We start from the raw sequence: 20,630 nt of genomic DNA on the forward strand, positions 1-20,630 counted from the left end.
GATAGAACTGGCTTAGTGTATTGAATACAACTGATTGATTATCAGTGATTATATATTTTGAAATGCGTTTTGGTAGTCTTAGTTTTGTTCCAAACCAATAACAAAATTTAATGTGATATGGGACAAATCACTAATAAAACTACAAGCTTTCGAACGGAGTTTCCGGAGTTAAATAAAGCTCAGGAAATCCACTATCAATTACCGCCGGAAGATTTGATAAAAGCCGCCCTGGAACGTAAGGAGGGCTATTTAACAGATCATGATGTATTAACTATTGACACCGGCGAGTTTACCGGCCGCTCGCCCAAAGATCGCTTTATTGTGCTGGATAGTGTGACAAAAGATACGGTTTGGTGGAGTGATATTAATATCCCTGTTGATGCGGAAGTGTTTGATAGTCTGTACACTAAGGTAATGACTTACCTTTATGATAAGTCTATTTTTATACGTGATGCCATGGTCTGTGCCAACAAAAGCAGCCGTCTCACTTTACGTGTGATTACCGAAACTGCCAGCCAGAACCTGTTTGCTTATAACCTGTTCCTGCGCCCTGATGGGGTTATTGATCCGGAATGGACTATTATATCGGCACCGGATTTTAAGGCTAATCCTGCTGTAGATGGTACCCGTCAGCATAATTTTTCGATCATCAATTTTACACGCAAGGTGATTTTAATAGGAGGGACGGGTTATACAGGCGAGATCAAGAAAGCGGTATTTACTGTGCTCAATTTTTTGTTGCCTCAGCAGGAGATCCTGCCCATGCATTGTGCCGCCAATAAAGGCGTTGATGGCGATACGGCCATCTTTTTCGGTTTATCGGGCACCGGAAAAACTACACTCTCTGCCGATCAGGACCGACAACTGATCGGGGATGATGAGCATGGTTGGGGCGAAAATTCGGTATTTAATTTTGAAGGGGGATGTTACGCTAAAATAGCAGGACTGACTGCCGAAAAAGAGCCGCAAATATATCATGCTATGCAACCAGGAGCACTTTTGGAAAATATTTGTTTTAAACCCTGGTCAAAAACGGTGGATTTTGATAATCTATCCAAAACGGAAAATATCCGCCTGTCGTATCCTATGAGTTTTATCACCAATGCAATAGAGCCGGCAATTGGTGATATTCCAAAGAATATATTTTTTCTTACGGCAGATGCTTTTGGTGTGCTGCCACCTATTTCCAGGCTGAATAAGGCACAGGCTATGTATTATTTTCTTTCGGGCTATACCGCTAAAATAGCCGGAACGGAATATGGTATCAACGAGCCGGAAGCTACTTTCTCTGCTTGTTTTGGTAGGGCGTTTTTACCCTTGCACCCCACCAAATACGCCGAAATGCTGGGTGAGAAACTGGATAAGTACCCGTTGAATGTATGGCTGGTAAATACCGGCTGGACAGGAGGGTCATACGGGACAGGTGAGCGCATTAAACTGAGTTATACCCGAGCCATGATCAAAGCCGCACTTGGGGGAAAGCTGAACGATGTGCCTTATCAAAAGCTGCCCATTTTTGATCTGATGATACCAGAAAGTTGCCCAGGCGTGCCATCAGAGATATTGAACCCGGTAAATACCTGGACTGATTCATATAACTACGAAGAAACAGCCAATCACCTGGCCAGTCTTTTCCGCCAAAACTGCAGCCAATACAAAGGTTTTTCTGACGGAATGTTATGTTCTGTTGGTCCAACAGTTGGAGCGGCTGGATAATAGATCATAATTGTGTTTCGTTTTCAAATAAGAAAACCCCGGTAACTTGCCGGGGCTTTTGTTTTTTTATGGAAGCCTCACCCAACCCTCTCCAAAGGAGAGGGCTTTAAAATCTTTTTTTGAAGTCTCCCCCTTTGGGGGAAATTTAGAGGGGGCTTTTTACCCCGCCAGGTCCATACTTATTTCCTCCTCTACAGCGTTGGCCATAAATTCCTCGGCTTTAAGCACCATTTGTTCGGAGCCGATAAAAATAGGGGTACGCTGATGCAGGGAATTAACATCCAGTTCCATAATGCGGTTTTTGCCGTCTGTAGCACGACCGCCGGCTTGCTCAATAACAAAGGACATGGGGTTACATTCATAAACCAGTCGTAATTTACCGCCTGGGGTGGCCGCAGTAACCGGGTAAATAAATATACCACCTTTGATCATGCTGCGGTGCAGGTCGGCTATCATAGAGCCTACATAGCGCGAACTGTAAGGGCGATGGGTAGCTTCGTCCTCTACCTGGCAATATTTGATGTATGATTTTACCCCTTGCGGGAAATGTACATAGTAACCTTCGTTGATAGAGTAGATAATACCTGTTTTAGGTATTTTCATATCCGGGTGCGACAGGCAAAATTCGCCTATGGATGGATCCAGCGTAAATCCGTTAACTCCCTTGCCGGTAGTGTAAACCAACATGGTTGATGTCCCGTAGATGACATAACCCGCGGCAACCTGGTTTACCCCTTTTTGTAATACATCGGCCAGTGTAGCCCGGCCCGAGGTGCTTTGTCTGCGGTATATAGAAAAAATGGTGCCTACTGATACATTTACATCAATATTGGATGATCCATCCAATGGGTCAATGGCCACAATATATTTAGCATCGAGGGAAACATCGGTATCCAGCATCACGATCTCCTCATTCTCTTCGGATGCAACAATACAGCACTCCCCACCGCTTTTAAGGGCGGTTATGAATTGTTCATTGGCATAAATATCCAGTTTTTGCTGACTTTCGCCCTGAACGTTAGTGCTGCCTGCTTCTCCCTGCATATCCATCAAGCCTGCTTTGTTTACCTCACGGTTCACAATTTTTGCCGCGATACCTATATCGCGCAGCAAACGTGAAAGCTCACCTTTGGCGTAAGGAAAATCGGCTTGTTTTTCAATGATAAATTGTCCTAATGTTTTTGCTTGTGCCATAGGCTTAGTGTGTTTTTTACGTATTAATTTGTCCTTGGTTTGCTGACAAGATAATCATAAAAAAGCCTAAAATGAAACAATTCGGCAATATTTATCGTCGATAACGATTGCGTAACTCAGTTTGATAGTGTAAAAATGGCTACTAAAAGGTGTTAGCATGGTTTATTCTTCACCGGCATATGTCCAGGCGCTTTCGTAGGCATTCAGGCGTTCGGTGTATTCAATCAGGTCCGCATAAAAAGGTAGCCTGCTGAGGGTGGAGCTGTTGCCGATAACCACCAGTTTCTTTCTGGCGCGGGTTAAGGCAACGTTCATCCGGCGGATATCTGAAAGGAAACCGATCTCACCTTCGGAATTACTGCGCGTCATGCTGATATAAACCACATCCCGTTCCTGTCCCTGGAAACTATCAACCGTATTAATAGAAATATGTTCGCTGTGGGGAAGTAATTCCGGATGGGCAGCCATCAACTCATTCAACACCCTGATCTGTTCCTTATAAGGCGCGATAATGGCAACGCTGGGGAAATTGGCGGTATCAGTTAAATTGACTACCAACTTATTCAGGTGTTTTAATAAAAACGCGGCCTCTTCCGGATTAGCTACACTTGTACCTTGCTGTTGTTCATCAAAGCCACAACCCGCGGTATCTACAAATGAAACCGGCATATCACCCTGAAATAACAGGCGTTGCGCTACTGAAGTATGTGCTTTAAGTCTGTTCTGATAAAACTCTGCCGATGAAAAGCCCATGATGGCTTCGTGCATGCGGTATTGTTCTTCCAGTAATACCATGGCTTCAGGGTGTAGAGTGGCGCATTTTTCGAGCAGGGTAGTACTCAGTCCATTTTTCGCCGCTTCTGCCGATTTAATGGTAGGGGGTAGCTGGCAATGATCGCCGGCCAGTATTACTTTTTGCGCTTTCAGTATTGGGATCCAGCAGGCGGGTTCCAGCGCCTGGCCAGCTTCGTCAATAACTACGGTTTCAAATTTTACATCGCGTATGGTGTAATGATTGGCGCCTACCAAAGTAGCGGTGATCACCTGGGCTTTGCTCACCAGGTCGTCAACAATATGCTGTTCGGTAGCCGCCACATCTTTCATGATCTTGTGCGCTTCGTTAAACAGGGCTTTGCGCTGGTCGCGTTCTGCTTTACCAAAGCTGCGTTTGTATTTGTGGGCCATGTCCTTATAAGCACTGGCCTGTTTCTTGAGTTTTTTGATCTCTTTGTTATCGCTGTGCTCAGCTATCTTACTATCGAGTGTTAACGAGAACAATTTTTCGGATACCCGGGCAGGGTTGCCAATGCGCAATACATTCAAACCTTCATCAGTTAGTTTTTCGCTGAGCAGATCAACCGCTGTATTGCTGGGGGCGACAACCAAAACTTGTTTTTTATTTTGTTGAATAAGTGCCTTAATAGCCTGTACCAAAGTAGTGGTCTTACCTGTGCCCGGCGGCCCGTGAACAATAGCCAGGTCTTGTGCCGAAACTATTTTATTAACCGCCTCTGTCTGCGACGCATTTAAGCGTGGAGCGAAAAAGGGGGCAAGGGTATTAAACATGGGTGGTTTTTCGCCGGTAAGGATATGGATCAACCGCCCTTCCTGTGGTTTTGCCGCCAGTGCCGAAGCCTGTTTTATGGCGTTCTGCATTTCGTCGTAACTGTTGTTGTCAAAAAGCAGGTCGATGCCCAGTTTGCCATCGCGGCTCCAGTCGGGCAGCTCGTCGGTGTATAGAGTAATTTTTAAGCGGTCGCCGCCCTGATAGGTGATGGTTCCTTCCACGCGATCGGTTTTTGGATCGTGATTGGAAAACAGGGCAGCCGGTACGCCAAAGCGCAATTGGTGAGCCAGGTCTTTGTGCGTGGTGCGTTCTACCTCTACGCTGATATAATCGCCCCGGCCGGGTTCTGTACCGCGAATGGCGATAGGATACCAGCTAAGGCCCTGTGCCCGGCGGTCGGCAGCAGATGTGTTTTCGGTTAGTTTAAGATAGGCGTTACGGTCCTCCTCTTTTTCTTTATTCAGTAGATCAAGGAGCTTTTTGAAATAATCCATTGCCTGCAAAGGTAGGATTTTTGGGAGTAAGGATAGGGAGAGCAAGGAGCAAGGATTTTTGGGAGTAAGGATAAAAGGAGCAAAGCACAAAGATTAAAGACATTAGCAGCCAGCATCAATACGCTATTCATCCTTGTGCCTGCTCCAAGAACCTTTGCTCCAAAAAAACATGTAAGGGTGCGCCGTACGATACGACTAACTCTTAAAAAGGGGAGGAATATGGATGAACTAACAAAAGTAGCATACAACTGTCGTAAAGCCACTCATTTAATTGAGAAGAAGCTGATAGACCATTTAACGCTTCGCGAAAAATTGGAGTTGAAGATCCACCTGGCCGGTTGCTCGGTTTGCCGGGTGTTTGAGCAGCAAAGCGGGTTGATCAATAAAATGGTGCGCGAGCTTTTCCATCCGTCAAAAGTTACTGAATTAAAGCTGGATGAAGAGTGTAAAAAACAGATGCAGGAACGTATTGAAGAAAAACTGAACAAGCATTGAGATAAAAATTTACTAAACCGATATAGCTTGCCGGGAGTGAAGAAAATGAGCTGATGAAAATTAAGTCAGGTAACAATTTACTTACAATATTTAATGAATAGAGATTAGTGTAGTAAATACACAAATAAATATTAATATTGTAATAACCAATTGCTTAACCGGTAATACTTCATCTGTAGATAGTGCTTTTTATCATTGCGCGCTTATTAAGAGATAATTGTGCTTTATGACGATGGATTTTTGCCGGTTGATAGAATAAAAAATATCAACTAAATCTCACATCATGTCTCTGAAATTCAAACTCATCTGTGTTTTATGGCTTGGGCTTAGCTTTTTACTGTATTCGTTTAAAAAGCCGGCTCCGGAACCACGTGTCCTGGTGTTTTCAAAAACACTGGGCTGGCATCATTCCTGTATCCCTTTTGGTATAGCGGCTATCCAAAAGCTCGGGAAAGAGAACGGTTTTGAGGTGGATACCACCACCAACTCGGCGCTTTTTACCGACGATAACCTTAAAAAGTACCAGGCGGTGATATTTAACTGTACCACCGGTAATGTATTAAATGCTGAAGAACAGGCTGCTTTTGAGCGTTATATCCAGGCCGGTGGTGGTTTTGCCGGCGTGCATTCCGCCGCGGATACAGAGTACGACTGGCCCTGGTATGGTAAACTGGTGGGGGCATACTTTTCCAGTCACCCCAATAATTCCAATATCCGTAAGGCTACTATCGATGTTACCGACCATACTAACCCAATTACGGCTAATTTACCCGCCCGTTGGGAACGTACCGACGAATGGTACAACTATAAGTCTATCTTCAGTGGCATTCATGTGTTGGCCAGTCTGGATGAAAATACCTACGATGGCGGTACCAACGGCGCCGACCATCCCATTACCTGGTACCATGAGTTTGATGGCGGCCGCTCTTTTTATACCGGTTGCGGCCATACCGACGAAAGCTACAGTGATCCGCTGTTTTTAGGACAGTTGCTGGGCGGTATCAAATACGCCATGGGTAATGGCAAAGCCCTGGATTATAGTAAAGCCTACTCCAAAGTAGCACCAGATCAGGGCCGTTTTGTGAAAACCGTACTGGTGAATAACATCGCTTCGCCTATGGAACTGGCTGTGGCCAAAGATGGCCGGGTGTTTTTTACGCAGTTGTATGGCAATTTTTCGGTGTACAATACCCGCACCAAACAGTACAAGGTCATCCATAAATTTCCCATTACTGATGATGGAGGCACAGGTGTTATCGGTCTTACACTCGACCCTAAGTTTGAAAGCAACGGCTATGTTTACATCTATTACATGCCAGCCGGGCAAACCATAGAGCCATTGAATTTTCAACTATCGAGGTTCACCATAAGTCAGCAGAACGTACTCGATCTCAAATCAGAAAAGATCTTATTTAAAGTACCAGTTCAAAAGGTGAGCGGCGCACATCACGGCGGCTCCCTGGCCTGGGATAAAAATGGCAACCTGTATCTTTCCGTGGGCGATAGCTCCAGTCCCTTCCCCTCAGATGGTTATGCGCCACTTGATGAACGCCCCGGTCAGGAGCACTATAGCCTGGATGCGCAACGCAGCGCCGGTAATACCAATGATCTTAAAGGAAAGATCCTGAGGATCCACCCAGAGGCCGATGGTACCTATACCATTCCCGAGGGTAACCTGTTCCCGAAAGGCACACCAAAAACCCGCCCCGAAATTTATGTGATGGGCTGTCGTAACCCATACCGTATAGCGGTTAATCCCAAAACCTCGGTATTGTACTGGGGCGAGATAGGGCCCGACGCAGGGCATGATTCGCCACGCGGTCCACGAGGTTATGATGAATTTAACCAGGCCAAAAAAGCCGGTAACTTCGGCTGGCCCTATTTTGTGGGTAATAACTTTGCATACTCACATTGGGATTTTGTAACCGGCAAGGCCGGCCCGCTGTTTGATCCAAAAGCACCCGTGAATAATTCGCCCAATAATACAGGTTTAAATGTATTGCCTCCGGCTACACCGGCTATGATCTGGTATCCTTACGCTGCTTCGGACGAGTTTCCAGAGCTGGGCCTGGGTGGCCGCTGTGCTATCGGCGGCGATTTTTATGAATATGATGCCAGCAATCCTAATCCTAATAAATTTCCTGCGTATTATGACGGTACCTTATTTGTTGCCGACTGGATGCGCAACTGGGTTATCGACCTCAGGTTTGATCAGAATGAGAATTATGTGCGCAACGAAGCCTTTATGCCCTCAACCGGCGATTTCAGGCGCCCCATTGATATGGAGTTTGGCCCTGATGGTGTATTTTATATGCTGGAATACGGGTCGGTTTATGGTGCGCAGAATGAAGATGCCCGCCTGGTGAAAATTGAATACAATACCGGTAACCGTGCCCCGATAGCCAAGGCATCCATTACCGATACAGCCATGATCAATCTCTATCAGCATACCAAATACCTCACTGCCGAGTTGAAAACCATGCCGGTTAAAAAAGAAATTGCCAGTCAGGCGCCGCTTACGGTAACCGTTAACGGACAAGGCAGTCGCGATCTGGACGACGATGACAAGATCAGTTATCAATGGCTTTTTGATGGTAAAACCGTTGGCGCTACCACAGCTTCCGCAACGCATACTTATACTAAACCAGGTATTTATAAGGCTATACTTAAAGTAACAGATAAGGCTGGCGCGATTGGTCGCGATACCATATTAGTGAAGGTTGGCAATACAGTACCGTCTGTTAGTATTGCAAGTGCCGATAATAAATCGTTCATCTGGAAAGGCAAGCCATTCAAGTACAATGTGGTGGTAAAGGATAAGGAAGATAAAGTGATCGATCCAAAACGGGTAAAGCTGTTTTATGTTTATAATCCGCAGCCTTCCACAGATGGTAAAACGGTTAAAAGCCTGGCAGCCTTATCGACAGCTGAGATCAGTTATCCGGGTAAAGCCATGATGGCAGCCAGCGATTGCAAATCGTGCCATACGGTTAATAAAACCGCCGTAGGGCCAAGCTTTACAGCAATAGCCAATCGTTATAAAACACAAAAGGGCTCGGTTGATAAATTGGCCAAAAAGATCATCAATGGTGGGGCAGGCAGCTGGGGTACGGAGCATTTGATGAGCGCGCACCCGCAGTTATCTACTCCGGACACCAAAGAAATCGTACGCTATATTTTTTCGCTCACGGATAAAAAGAACAAGGTTATGCCTCTGCCGCTGCATGGGAGTCTGAATTTGAAATTTAACGATGCCGAACCACGTGGCCAATACACCTTATTTGCTTCCTACACCGATAAAGGAGGTAAAGTAGTTGGCCCATTGACAGGTACCGACGTGGTAACCTTGCGCAACTCGGATGTGAAAGCGGCTTATGCTGACGAACTGAAGGGCTTTAATCGTTTTAAGAACGACCTATCAGCCGGGAACCATAAATCATACGTAATGTTTAAGGATATCAACCTGTCGAACATCAAAAAGTTTGTTTACCAATATGCGTCTAAAGATGCAGCGGGCGAGATAGAAGTGCGTATCGATTCCCAGGCCGGACCGGTGATCAGCTCTGCAGCCTACACAGAAACCGGCGATTGGAAAAAAACTGCCTCCTTAACTGCCGACATACAAAAAACGGTGAGTGGCAAGCATGATATCTACTTTTTCGCCATCAAACGAAGCAAACCAAGCGAAGGTATTTTGAGTATTAAAGATATACAGTTTGAATGATTGGCCCCGACTTTGCAGTTGGTTTCCTCTACGCGTCATTGCGAGCGCAGCGTGGCAATCCCTAAAATACAGAGCCGCTCTGCTAATCGGGGATTGCTTCGTACCTCACAATGACGCATGGAAAGGAAGATTCCCTCTTTCCGCCGCAGGCGAAGAGAGGGGGATCCAGCGAAGCGCAGATCGGGTGAGTCGATTCATGAGTTAGCAACCATAACAACAATAAATTATGAAAAAACATATCATCATTTTAACCACCTGCCTGGCACTCACATCTTCAAGCTTTGCCCAGAGCGGCAAGCCACTTTTTACCAACGCTATAGGCGTGCAGGCTTATACCTTTCGTAGCAGTATGCCCAAAGCTACTGTTGCTGTATTGGATACCATTAAAGCGCTGGGAATAACCGAGCTGGAAGGTGAGGGGCCGAAGGACATGCCCAAGGAGCAATTTAAAAAGCTTTGTGACGAGCGCGGTATCAAGATCCCATCCGTTGGGGCAGGGTACGATGATATTGTAAAAGACCCGCAAGCTGTAATTAAACTGGCTAAAGCGTTGGGTGCAAGCTATGTAATGGTGGCCTGGATTCCGCATAAAAAAGAGTTTACGCTGGAGGATGCCAAAAAGGCCGCTGCCGATTTTAACCGGGTAGGCAAAATACTTAAGGATAACGGGCTTACCTTTTGCTATCATAACCATGGCTATGAGTTTGGCAAATATGAGGATGGTACGCTGTTTGATTATATCGCCAAAAATACCGACCCGCGGTATGTATCGTTTGAGATTGATATCTTGTGGTCGTTTCATGGTGGGCAGGATCCGGCGCAACTTATCAATAAATACCCTTCACGCATGAAGCTGATGCACCTGAAAGACATTCGCAAAGGCATAACTAACGACCTGACCGGTGGCACCGAAACCCGCAACGATGTGGCCCTGGGAACCGGGCAGATCAATATCCCAGAGGTGCTGAAGGCGGCTAAAAAGGCAGGCATCAAACATTATTTTATTGAAGATGAAAGTCCGTCGTACAGTAAACAATTGCCGGTGACCATAGCTTATATCAAAAGTTTAAAAAATTAATATAAGCCAATGAATATCAAATATGTAACCAGAAGAACCGCATTGAAAACTTTAGGTATAGCAGCAGGGGCGGCGGTTGTTGGCAACCGTTCCGAAGCCGCCATTAAAGTTGATAAAAACGGACGCGGTTTTGAGTACTCCTTAAACATGAGTACCATCCGCGGGCAAAACCTGGGTTTTATAAAAGAGCTGGAAACAGCTGCCAAAGCCGGCTTTACTTCCGTGGAGATCTGGCTGGATACTTTGCAAACCTATTTGAAAAATGGCGGCTCGGTAACGGAGGCTAAAAAGATTGCTGATGGTTTGGGTATCACCATTCAAAATGCCATAGGCTTTGCCCAATGGATAGTTGATGACGAGGCTATCCGTAAACAGGCCTTGACCCAGCTACAGGGTGAAATGGAACTACTGGCCAAATTGGGCTGTAAGCGTATTGCCGCTCCGCCTGCTGGTGCTACCAAAGGCGATGTGATCAACCTGGATACCGTAACTGAACGCTATAACATCATCCTGACTATGGGCAAAGATACCGGCGTTATGCCGCAACTGGAAATGTGGGGTGGATCGGTCAATCTGAAACACATCAGCCAGGTGCTGTATGTGGCCCTGCAAAGCGGGCATCCCGATGCCCGGGTATTGCTGGATGTGTTTCATATATACAAAGGTCAATCGGCAGTGGAGAGCCTGCAATTGATTGGTAAACCCGCGCTGGAGATATTCCATGTAAACGATTATCCTTCAGGTATCAACCCGGATGTTATATCCGAGCCCGACCGCGTATATCCCAGCGATGGTGTTGCGCCATTAAAGCGGATCCTGCAACTTGTAAAACATCCGGAAAAGCCGCTCATCATATCCTGCGAAGTCTTTAATAAAAGCTATTATGCTCAGGATGCCTTACGGGTAGCCCAAACGGCCCTGCGCAAAATGAAAGCGATTACGGCGGATGTGTAGCAATATAAATATCTGCTTCTCGCTTCCACGAGATTAGCGCAGCGTATCTTGTTAATTAAAAAATAAAAGCTATTTTAATTGATGTTTAACCAACAGCGCTTCCGATTTTAAAATAAGCTGTAACATTAACTATATTTAACAGTCAAAATACCTAATTAATGCCGTATTTAGCGGCGTAAACCTCTGCGCCCTATATTTTCACGATTATTTTACCTTATGATACTTTTAAAATCGTCCTGTAAAACTTACCATGTACTTTCGCCTCAAAATTGGGCTGCATTTTTTACAATCGTTTTATCAACAGCTATATTGAGTTCCTGTGGCAGTAAAAATAAGCAGGCAGCCGAAGGTCAGGGAGGAGAGCAGGTGTTGGATTATAAGGTGCTCACTTTGCAACCCCGTGCGGCTACTTTAAATGTGGATTATCCGGCAAGTATACAGGGTCAGCAAAATATCGAGATACGGCCCAAAGTTGATGGTTACGTAGAGAAAATATATGTAGATGAAGGGTCAATCGTAAAAAAAGGCCAGCTGCTTTTTAAGATCAATGCACCACAATATGAGCAGGATGTACGTACCGCCCAGGCGGGTATCAAAACCGCGGAGGCCGACCTGAGCCTGGCCAAAATGCAGGTGAACAAAGTAAAGCCCCTGGTCGAAAAAGATATCATCAGTCATTACGAACTGGAATCTGCAGAATATACTCAACAGTCAAAAGCGGCCGCTCTGGCGCAGGCAAAAGCAGCATTGGTAAATGCGCAGGTTAATTTGGGATATACAACCATCACCAGTCCGGTAAATGGCGTTATTGGTTCATTGCCCTACAAATTGGGCAGCCTGGTAACCAGTGCCACAACCGATCCTTTAACAACGGTTTATAATACATCCAATATTTACGCCTACTTTGCGCTGAACGAAAAACAACTGCTTGATTTTAGCAAGGATAGTGCAGGTACAACCTCTTTCAAATCAAAGCTGAGCAAACTGCCTAATGTGTTGCTGATACTGCCTGATGGTTCTACTTATGAACATACCGGTCGGGTGGAAACAGTTAATGGGTTAATTAATACGGCTACCGGCGCTGCCAATGTCCGGGCCGACTTTGTAAATCCGCACGGCATTATCCGTAGCGGCAGCAGTGCAACGGTAAGGATACCAAACACCATCAAATCGGGCTTGTTGGTACCGCAAAGCGCTACTTATGAATTACAGGACAAACGCTTTGTTTACCTGGTTGACAAACAGAACAAGATCAAAAACGTAGCTATACAAGTGATGGATAACACCGCCGGCCAATTTTACGTGGTTACCGACGGTTTGCATGCAGGCGATAAAATAGTACTGCAAAGCGCTAATAATTTACCTGATGGTACCACCATAAAGCCCAACCCTGTTAACGAGGCATCTGTTTATGGCAACCTTAAATAGTGGAGTTTAATTTATCAATCCTGTTAAAGCAATAGTATGCTTAAAAAATTTATAGAACGCCCGGTATTATCAACCGTTATATCCGTTTTACTGCTGATACTGGGTATACTGGGACTCCTTAATTTACCCATATCCCAATACCCGGATATAGCGCCGCCAACGGTAAACGTATCTGCCTTTTACAATGGTGCCAATGCCGATGTGGTACTTAAAAGTGTGATCATCCCGATGGAGGAACAGATCAACGGGGTGGAGAACATGACCTACATGACCTCCAGCGCCAGTAATGACGGTTCTGCATCCATCACGGTATATTTTAAAGTAGGTACTAATCCCGATCTGGCTGCGGTGAACGTGCAGAACAGGGTATCAAGGGCAACCAGTTTATTGCCGTTGGTGGTTACCCAATCTGGTGTTACCGTGGCCAAAAGCCAAAGCAGCAACCTGGTTATCTTCTCCCTATACAGCGACAATAAAACCTACGACGAAACCTTTTTGCAAAACTATGCCAAGATAAATCTGGTGCCGCAGATACAGCGTGTTACCGGTGTGGGTACGGCCGAGGTTTTTGGCTCAAGGGATTATTCTATGCGGATTTGGCTTAAACCCGATGTCATGTCGCGTTATGGCCTGGTTCCTGATGATATTACCGAGGTGCTTAACGAACAAAATATTGAAGCTGCACCGGGTAAATTTGGCGAAAACAGCAATCAATCATTTCAATATGTGATCAGGTATAAAGGGCGTTTGCAATCTGCCGCCGAGTTTGGCAACATGATCATCAAATCTGTTGGCAACGGGCAATTACTGCGCTTAAATGATGTAGCCCGTGTTGAGCTGGGTTCGCTGGATTATTCGTTTCATATCATTACCGACGGTAAACCATCTGTAGGTGTGGCCATTAGTCAAACGGCGGGATCAAATGCACGTGATGTGATCAATGAATCAAAAAAGATCCTGGACGCCGCTGCAGAAACTTTTCCTAAGGGGATGAAGATAGCCTACCTGGTTGATGCCAATGAGGTTTTGGATGCCTCGATAGAAAAGGTGATCAGTACGCTCATAGAAGCCTTTATACTGGTGTTTATCGTAGTGTTTGTCTTCCTGCAGGATTTCCGCTCAACCCTTATCCCGGCCATCGCGGTTCCTGTAGCTATTGTAGGTACTTTCTTTTTCCTTAACCTGTTTGGTTTTACCATTAACCTGCTTACGCTATTTGCATTAGTATTGGCCATTGGTATTGTGGTGGATGACGCTATTGTGGTGGTGGAGGCTGTGCATGCCAAGCTGGATATCGGCTATAAATCGGCCCGTAAGGCATCTATTGATGCTATGAGCGAAATATCAGGCGCTATAGTTTCCATTACGCTGGTCATGTCGGCAGTGTTTTTGCCGGTAACTTTCATATCAGGCTCAACCGGTGTGTTTTATAAGCAATTTGGTATTACGCTGGCTGTGGCTATTATGCTTTCGGCCATCAACGCGTTAACGCTTAGTCCGGCCTTGTGCGCCTTGTTCCTAAAACCACATGAAAAAGGCACTAAAAAGCATGGCTTTATCAATCATTTCTACGTGATATTCAATACCGCTTTTGATGCGGTAAGCGGGAAGTATAAAAAATCGGTGGGTTTCCTGGCGCATAAAAAGTGGATAGCAATTGCTGCTATTGCCGTATTTGGCAGTGTCCTTATTTATCTGATCAAAACTACGCCGTCCAGTTTTGTACCCAATGAAGATCAGGGTGTGGTATTTGCTGCCATTAGTCTGCCGCCGGCCTCGTCAATGGAGCGCACGGATGCGGTTGCCAGTAAGATCGATAGTATCGGGCATACCTTTCCGGCTGTAGTGAGTTCTTTGAAGCTGGTTGGGTTTAACTTTATAGCAGGTAATGGCAGCGCTTATGCCATGGTGATCCTGAAACTAAAAACCTGGGATCAGCGTAAATCAAAAAATGATAGCCAGGAGGGTATTATAGGCCAGCTTTATGGCAAAACCAGTGGGATGCGGGAGGCCAATGTATTTTATTTTTCGCCACCTACCTTAAATGGTTTCGGTAACAGTGATGGTTTTGAATTCCAGCTACAGGACAAAGGCGGTCATACGGTGAACGAACTGTTTAAAGTAAGTAACGACTTTGTTGCCGCTCTCGGCAAACGCCCCGAAATTCAGAGCCTTAACTCCTCGTTCAATCCCAATTTTCCGCAGTATCAGGTTGATGTTAATGTAGCCAAATGTAAAGAGGCTGGTGTAACCGTAAATTCTGTATTAAATACCTTGCAGGGTTACTATGGTGGTGTATATGCCTCCAACTTTAACCAATTTGGTAAACAATACCGTGTAATGGTTCAGGCTGATTATGATTACCGGGCCACAGAAACAGGCTTAAGCAAGATATTTGTACGTAACAGCGCTGGCACCATGGCACCTATAACCTCCTTTATATCGCTGAAAAGAGTGTTTGGGCCAGAGTCTATTTCCCGCTTCAACTTGTTTACGGCCATATCAGTTTCAGGACAACCGAAACCGGGTTTTAGTACAGGTGATGCCATTAAAGCCATTAAAGAAGTTGCTTTAGAGAGTTTGCCGGCCGGTTACGGCTATGAGTTTTCGGGTTTAACACGCGAGGAATTAACCGCCGGAACACAGTCGGCTTATATATTTATGCTTTGCCTGGTGTTTGTTTACTTTTTATTAAGCGCGCAATACGAAAGTTATATTTTGCCTTTCGCGGTATTGCTCTCGTTGCCGGTAGGCCTGTGCGGAACTTACCTGTTTGCCAAGATCTTCGGTATCGAAAGTAATATTTATCTGCAAATCTCACTCATTATGCTCATCGGTTTGCTGGCCAAAAACGCTATCCTGATCGTGGAGTTTGCCCTGGAAAGGCGGCGCGCGGGAATGGAGCTGATACCTGCCGCCATAGCCGGCGCTGAAGCTCGTTTACGCCCAATCCTGATGACCTCCTTCGCGTTTATATTTGGTATTATGCCATTGATGTTCTCAACAGGTGCAGGTGCCAACGGTAACAGATCTATCGGTACCGGTGCGGTGGGTGGTATGTTTGTGGGTACCATATTTGGAGTATTCGTGATCCCGGTATTGTTTATCATCTTCCAGCATTTGCAGGAAAGGGTAAGCGGCCCGCCGAAACAGAATAATGACGACGATGAAGATGACGCGGTCGAAATAAAACCCGCTCATTGATCTAATCAATTAAAAACATCGCCATGAACAGAAATTGTTTAAAATATATATTACTATTTGTCTCGCTTTCAGGTGCCCTGTTATCCTGCCGGATTACTAAAAGCTATAAACGCCCCGATGTAAATACGCAGGGCCTTTATCGCGGTAGCCAGTCGACTGATACTACCACAATCGCTTCTACGCCCTGGCAAAGCCTGTTTGCAGATACCGTATTGAGATCATTGATACAGGAAGGTTTAAATAATAATCTTGATCTGAAAACCGCTGTACAAAAGATCCTGGAAGCACAGGCAACGCTAAGACAAAGCAAAGCGGCTTATTTACCCAGTTTAAGTGGTAATGCCAGCCTTACACGATCAAAACAATCACAGGCTGGTTTGAATTTTCCGGAAGGTATTGATATCAATACGCTTACCACTACTTACCAGGCGGGTTTAAGTACCTCATGGGAGGCAGACGTTTGGGGTAAGCTTAGCAGCACCAAAAGGGCTGCCCTGGCCAGCTTTTTACAAAGCGATGCTGCAAAAAGAGCAGTGCAAACCCAACTGATAGCTGATATTGCCAATAACTATTTCAGTCTGCTGGCTTTGGATAAGCAGTTGGAAATTACTCAGCAAACGCTCAAAAACCGGATAAAGGATGTAGAGACCATGAAGGAGCTCAAAAAAGGAGCGGTGGTTAACGGCGCCGCGGTTGTGCAAAGCGAGGCCAATCGCTATGCTGCCGAAGTCTCTATTCCTGATATTAAACGCAGCATCCGTGAAACGGAGAATGCGTTGGATATTCTGCTTTCGCGACCGCCAGGGCCAATAACCCGTAGCACACTGGCTGATCAAAAAGTGACCACCGAGCTACAAACAGGCGTTCCAACTCAGCTGTTGACCAATCGCCCGGATGTACAACAAAGCGAATATGCGTTTAGAGCGGCGTTTGAGAATACCAACCTGGCGCGGACTTACTTTTATCCATCATTTACCATAACCGCTTCCGGAGGTTTATCGAGTTTAACGTTGAAGGATTTCTTTACCAAATCGATATTTTATAACGCGGCGGCGGGTTTAACCCAGCCCATCTTTAATCAAGGTATCAATAAGGCCAGATTACGCACTGCACAGGCACAGCAACAGGAAGCCCTGAACAGTTTTCAGAAAACTTTATTAGTAGCCGGACAGGAAGTTTCCAACGCTTTATATGCACATGAAACCGCGGTCGAAAAACAAGACTCACGCAGCAAACAGATCATCGCGCTGCAAAAATCGGTTGATTATACACAAGAACTGTTACGCTACAGTTCGGCCACTAACTATACCGATGTACTAACTTCAGAACAAAATTTATTAGCCGCGCAATTAAGCGGCGTGAGCGATAAACTACAGGAATTACAAGCCATTGTAAATTTATACCGTGCACTGGGCGGCGGATGGCGGTAGATGTAAGTCGGAGACGCATGTAATGCGTCTCTACAGTAGAGACACATCACATGTGTCTTTTTATAAAAAATAAAAAGCCTGAATGCATCCATTCAGGCTTTTTTATAGATAATTATCAGATACCTTATTGAGTTTTATTGATCATATATAGTTTGTTAATTTCTTAATAAGCTATATAAAGCTCTTTTTGCTTAATTAATAATCTATAATAGTTTAAAAATTAAGTATTTATTAAGTTTTTTTTAATGCCTCTCTGCTTATTTTATGCTGATAACCAATTTATGCCGATAAGCTTTTTCTTAAAGTTTTCGGTTTATTAAAACCTTTATATCTATGAAAAAATGCGTTTGTATGCCCCCTTAGGGGATTGCTATGCCCAATTGTAAAATTAACTGACATCGAACCAATTATTAAACACTTAAATTATGAAACTAAAAAGTATTAAAGCAATATTTTTATTAGCCTTATTTGGCGTAATAAGTTTAAGCAGCTGTAAAAAGGGCTTAGATAGCAACTCTGCCGGTGCTTTAGCCGGAAAAAATAAAAAAACAGCTGCATCGCCGGTTGGCGATGTGGTTGGGAAGATCACCGTAGGCTACCAGGGATGGTTTGCCGCCATTGGTGACGGTTCGCCCATTAACATCTGGTGGCATTGGGCGCCAAATGCGAGCCAGGCACCATCAACAAATAATATCGGTATCAAATCATGGCCGGATATGCGTGAGTATACCAGTTCATATCAAACCGGCTTTGCCAATTTGAACAATGGTAACCCGGCAAAATTATTTTCATCGTTTAATGACCAAACTGTAAATGTACAGTTCCAATGGATGCAGCAGAATAATATTGATTGCGCTGCCCTGCAACGTTTTAATCCTACAGGTGGCGAAGGTCCGGTACGTGATGCCATAACCGCCAAGGTAAAAACCGCCGCCGAGGCTACCGGTCGTAAGTTTTATATTATGTATGATATAACCGGCTGGACAAATATGCAATCGGAGATTAAAACCGACTGGACTAATAAGATGTCGGCATATACTTCATCATCTGCCTATGCCAAACAAAACGGTAAACCGGTAGTATGTATCTGGGGATTGGGTTTTAATGATGCTAACCACCCATTTTCTTCGGCTGTTTGTTTGGATGTGATCAATTGGTTTAAAAGTCAGGGTTGTTATGTGATAGGCGGGGTACCTGCCTCATGGCGCGACACTAATGCAACCGATATTCAACCCAATTTCCTGCCAACCGCTACCGCACTGAACATGATATCGCCATGGATGATCGGTAAAATAAGTAACGTAACTGAGGCTAATAATTTCTATAACGATCATCAGGCAGGTGATCAGACCTATTGTAATGCCAACGGTATCGATTACCAACCTTGCGTTTTGCCAGGCGACCTGCAATTGCATCAACGGGCGCATGGCGACCTGATGTGGACGCAGTTTTATAACCTGATCCGTGGTGGTGCGCAGGGCATATATATATCCATGTTTGACGAGTATAATGAAGGTAACCAGATCGCTAAAACGACCGAGAATTCATCGTTTGTTCCGGCTGGTTCCAATTTTTTATCATTGGATGAAGATGGTACCGTATGCTCTGCCGATTACTACCTGCGCTTAACCGGCGACGGCGGCAGGATGTTGAAAGGGCAAATTGCATTAACAGCTACAAGACCAACTCAGCCAGTAGTAGGAGGCAGTACTGGCACGGTGCCCTTTGGGCAGGTAGTAACCATAAAGGGCTCCAATAACCTATATGTGAGTTCTGAGAACGGCACACAGGCCATGAATTGCAACCGTGCAACCGCGCAAGGCTGGGAGCAGTTTACCGTTGTTAACGCGGGTAATGGAAAGGTTTCCTTGCTAAATTCCAGCAAATATGTATCATCCGAAAACGGTACACAGGCTATTAATTGCAACCGCACCGCTATTGGCCCATGGGAGCAGTTCGATTGGGTTTTCAATTCAAACGGAACCATCTCCTTAAGAGGCAATAATGGCGCTTATATTTCAAGCGAAGGAGGTACTGTGGCCATGACTTGCACCCGCACAACTATAACCGCAACAGAGCAGTTCCGGATAAACCAATAAACCCCTCCCAAACCCTCCCCGGATAGTAATAGCCCTTGAAAAGGCAAGCTGTAAGCATGGTGGCATCGACTCACCCCGACATCGCTACGCTCGTCACCCCTCTCTTCGCCTGCGGCGGAAAGAGGGGTTTTTCTTTCTCATTTTTTTAACCCTCTTTGCGGTGAAGCCGAAGAGGGTCGCCCGCGAAGCGTGGCGGGGTGAGTCGACTATATTACATGCAATTCCTGGCCAAAGTTTTGTTTTATGCTTATTCGGCAACAAACTTAAGTCCGATCACCGAGATGATGAGCGTGCTCATAAAAAACAAGCGCCAAAAGTTAGTTGGGTCTTTAAATACCAGTATACCCACCAGCACAGTGCCTACAGCACCGATTCCTGTCCAAACGGCATAGGCTGTTCCTATAGGTAAGGTTTGGATGGCTTTAATAAGTAGTACCATGCTCAGAGTCATGGTGATAAAAAATCCGGTATACCAAAGGTACATTTCGGTGCCTGTTGTTACTTTGGCCTTGCTCAAACATGAGGCAAAACCCACTTCGCAAAGCCCTGCGATGATTAATATTATCCAATTCATTTTATCTTATATTTATTTCGACTGTAAAGTTCCGGAGTATTAACAGCCAAAAAATTAACATAGGATAAATAATGCAGCTACCTGATTTTCGATCTTATACGGCTCAAACTTACCTGCGTAATGCCCAGATAAGAGGCTATATGACATAACTGCACCCTTTGGATAAGGTCTGGACTATTGGTTAAAATTTCCTGGTATCTGTCTGCAGCCATGCTGAATTGCCGGGAGATCAATCTTTCTTCTACTTTGATCAGTTCCGTTTCGGCAAAGCGGCGACCCCAGTTGGCAATATGTATATCTTCGGCAAAGAGTTTTTGCAGATCGCTGGTTTTGATGCGGTATAGTACACATTCTTCCAAAAGCTCAATGTTTTCATATCCGGGCTTGTTCTCTACGTAATTTTTCATCGAGATAACCGTATCACCCTCCCGGCCAAACCAAAAGGTAACCTCGGTATCATGCTGATATAAATAAGCCCGTACTATGCCCTTTTTTATAAAATAGACGTTCCTGCTTATTTTACCCACCTCAAACAAAATATGCCCCTTAGGTAAAGTGACCTCCTCAATTACCTGCCGCAATTTCTGTCCGGAGGCTTCGGGTATAGTATAAATTTGATTGATAATTTGCTCGATGCTCACCTTTAACTATTATTAATTAAATATTTATCTGG

The 20,630-nt window shown here is 45.0% G+C and carries 13 protein-coding genes; 9 read left to right on the forward strand and 4 right to left on the reverse strand.

Annotated features, from left to right (window positions below):
• Positions 1–117: 117 nt before the first annotated feature.
• Positions 118–1,716 (forward strand): phosphoenolpyruvate carboxykinase (ATP), encoded by a 1,599-nt coding sequence (gene pckA, locus ACNURT_RS12990; protein WP_370994351.1) that lies wholly within the window; start codon positions 118–120, stop codon positions 1,714–1,716.
• 159 nt (positions 1,717–1,875) lie between these two features.
• Here pckA and fbp read toward each other — a convergent pair whose 3' ends face one another.
• Positions 1,876–2,910, reverse strand: a complete 1,035-nt coding sequence (gene fbp, locus ACNURT_RS12995; protein ID WP_370994352.1) for a class 1 fructose-bisphosphatase — start codon at positions 2,908–2,910, stop codon at positions 1,876–1,878.
• Positions 2,911–3,072: 162 nt separating this feature from the next.
• Complete coding sequence (locus tag ACNURT_RS13000; RefSeq protein ID WP_419698025.1) at positions 3,073–4,971, reverse strand: AAA domain-containing protein; 1,899 nt, start codon at positions 4,969–4,971, stop codon at positions 3,073–3,075.
• A 219-nt stretch (positions 4,972–5,190) separates the two neighbouring features.
• Here ACNURT_RS13000 and ACNURT_RS13005 point away from each other — a divergent pair, with 219 nt between their 5' ends.
• From ACNURT_RS13005 to ACNURT_RS13040, 8 genes are all read left to right on the forward strand, one after another.
• Positions 5,191–5,466, forward strand: coding sequence for a hypothetical protein (locus tag ACNURT_RS13005; RefSeq protein WP_370994354.1), 276 nt, complete (start codon positions 5,191–5,193; stop codon positions 5,464–5,466).
• Positions 5,467–5,749: 283 nt separating this feature from the next.
• Positions 5,750–9,190, forward strand: a complete 3,441-nt coding sequence (locus ACNURT_RS13010) for a ThuA domain-containing protein (protein ID WP_419698026.1) — start codon at positions 5,750–5,752, stop codon at positions 9,188–9,190.
• A gap of 226 nt (positions 9,191–9,416) precedes the next feature.
• Positions 9,417–10,268, forward strand: coding sequence for a sugar phosphate isomerase/epimerase family protein (locus ACNURT_RS13015; protein WP_419698027.1), 852 nt, complete (start codon positions 9,417–9,419; stop codon positions 10,266–10,268).
• Between the two features lie 9 nt (positions 10,269–10,277).
• The gene (locus ACNURT_RS13020) at positions 10,278–11,222 is read left to right on the forward strand and encodes a sugar phosphate isomerase/epimerase family protein (RefSeq protein WP_419698028.1); all 945 of its coding nucleotides are present in this window, start codon (positions 10,278–10,280) and stop codon (positions 11,220–11,222) included.
• Positions 11,223–11,438: 216 nt separating this feature from the next.
• Positions 11,439–12,650: an efflux RND transporter periplasmic adaptor subunit gene (locus ACNURT_RS13025; protein WP_419698029.1), complete on the forward strand. Its 1,212-nt coding sequence runs from the start codon at positions 11,439–11,441 to the stop codon at positions 12,648–12,650.
• A gap of 36 nt (positions 12,651–12,686) precedes the next feature.
• Positions 12,687–15,854: an efflux RND transporter permease subunit gene (locus ACNURT_RS13030; RefSeq protein ID WP_419698030.1), complete on the forward strand. Its 3,168-nt coding sequence runs from the start codon at positions 12,687–12,689 to the stop codon at positions 15,852–15,854.
• 23 nt (positions 15,855–15,877) lie between these two features.
• Positions 15,878–17,284 carry an efflux transporter outer membrane subunit gene (locus ACNURT_RS13035; RefSeq protein ID WP_370994361.1) on the forward strand — a complete coding sequence of 469 codons (1,407 nt, stop codon included), beginning with the start codon at positions 15,878–15,880 and terminating at the stop codon, positions 17,282–17,284.
• A 425-nt stretch (positions 17,285–17,709) separates the two neighbouring features.
• Positions 17,710–19,383 carry a hypothetical protein gene (locus ACNURT_RS13040; RefSeq protein WP_419698031.1) on the forward strand — a complete coding sequence of 558 codons (1,674 nt, stop codon included), beginning with the start codon at positions 17,710–17,712 and terminating at the stop codon, positions 19,381–19,383.
• A gap of 247 nt (positions 19,384–19,630) precedes the next feature.
• Here ACNURT_RS13040 and ACNURT_RS13045 read toward each other — a convergent pair whose 3' ends face one another.
• Both ACNURT_RS13045 and ACNURT_RS13050 read right to left on the reverse strand, forming a co-directional pair.
• Entirely contained in the window at positions 19,631–19,957 is a 327-nt protein-coding gene (locus tag ACNURT_RS13045) for a DMT family transporter (RefSeq protein WP_172333750.1), read from the reverse strand.
• Between the two features lie 77 nt (positions 19,958–20,034).
• Complete coding sequence (locus tag ACNURT_RS13050; protein WP_419698032.1) at positions 20,035–20,598, reverse strand: Crp/Fnr family transcriptional regulator; 564 nt, start codon at positions 20,596–20,598, stop codon at positions 20,035–20,037.
• Positions 20,599–20,630 lie beyond the last annotated feature (32 nt).

Source organism: Mucilaginibacter sp. NFX135 (genome assembly GCF_048565145.1).
In the GTDB taxonomy this organism is placed as follows: domain Bacteria; phylum Bacteroidota; class Bacteroidia; order Sphingobacteriales; family Sphingobacteriaceae; genus Mucilaginibacter.

Excerpts from the sequence above, each read along its gene's own strand:
- ACNURT_RS13010 (WP_419698026.1), top strand. The coding sequence starts at position 5,750 with ATGTCTCTGAAATTCAAACTCATCTGTGTTTTATGGCTTGGGCTTAGC.
- ACNURT_RS13005 (WP_370994354.1), top strand. The coding sequence starts at position 5,191 with ATGGATGAACTAACAAAAGTAGCATACAACTGTCGTAAAGCCACTCAT.
- fbp (WP_370994352.1), bottom strand. The coding sequence starts at position 2,910 with ATGGCACAAGCAAAAACATTAGGACAATTTATCATTGAAAAACAAGCC.
- ACNURT_RS13020 (WP_419698028.1), top strand. The coding sequence starts at position 10,278 with ATGAATATCAAATATGTAACCAGAAGAACCGCATTGAAAACTTTAGGT.
- ACNURT_RS13030 (WP_419698030.1), top strand. The coding sequence starts at position 12,687 with ATGCTTAAAAAATTTATAGAACGCCCGGTATTATCAACCGTTATATCC.
- ACNURT_RS13025 (WP_419698029.1), top strand. The coding sequence starts at position 11,439 with ATGATACTTTTAAAATCGTCCTGTAAAACTTACCATGTACTTTCGCCT.
- ACNURT_RS13045 (WP_172333750.1), bottom strand. The coding sequence starts at position 19,957 with ATGAATTGGATAATATTAATCATCGCAGGGCTTTGCGAAGTGGGTTTT.
- ACNURT_RS13000 (WP_419698025.1), bottom strand. The coding sequence starts at position 4,971 with ATGGATTATTTCAAAAAGCTCCTTGATCTACTGAATAAAGAAAAAGAG.
- ACNURT_RS13015 (WP_419698027.1), top strand. The coding sequence starts at position 9,417 with ATGAAAAAACATATCATCATTTTAACCACCTGCCTGGCACTCACATCT.
- pckA (WP_370994351.1), top strand. The coding sequence starts at position 118 with ATGGGACAAATCACTAATAAAACTACAAGCTTTCGAACGGAGTTTCCG.
- ACNURT_RS13035 (WP_370994361.1), top strand. The coding sequence starts at position 15,878 with ATGAACAGAAATTGTTTAAAATATATATTACTATTTGTCTCGCTTTCA.
- ACNURT_RS13040 (WP_419698031.1), top strand. The coding sequence starts at position 17,710 with ATGAAACTAAAAAGTATTAAAGCAATATTTTTATTAGCCTTATTTGGC.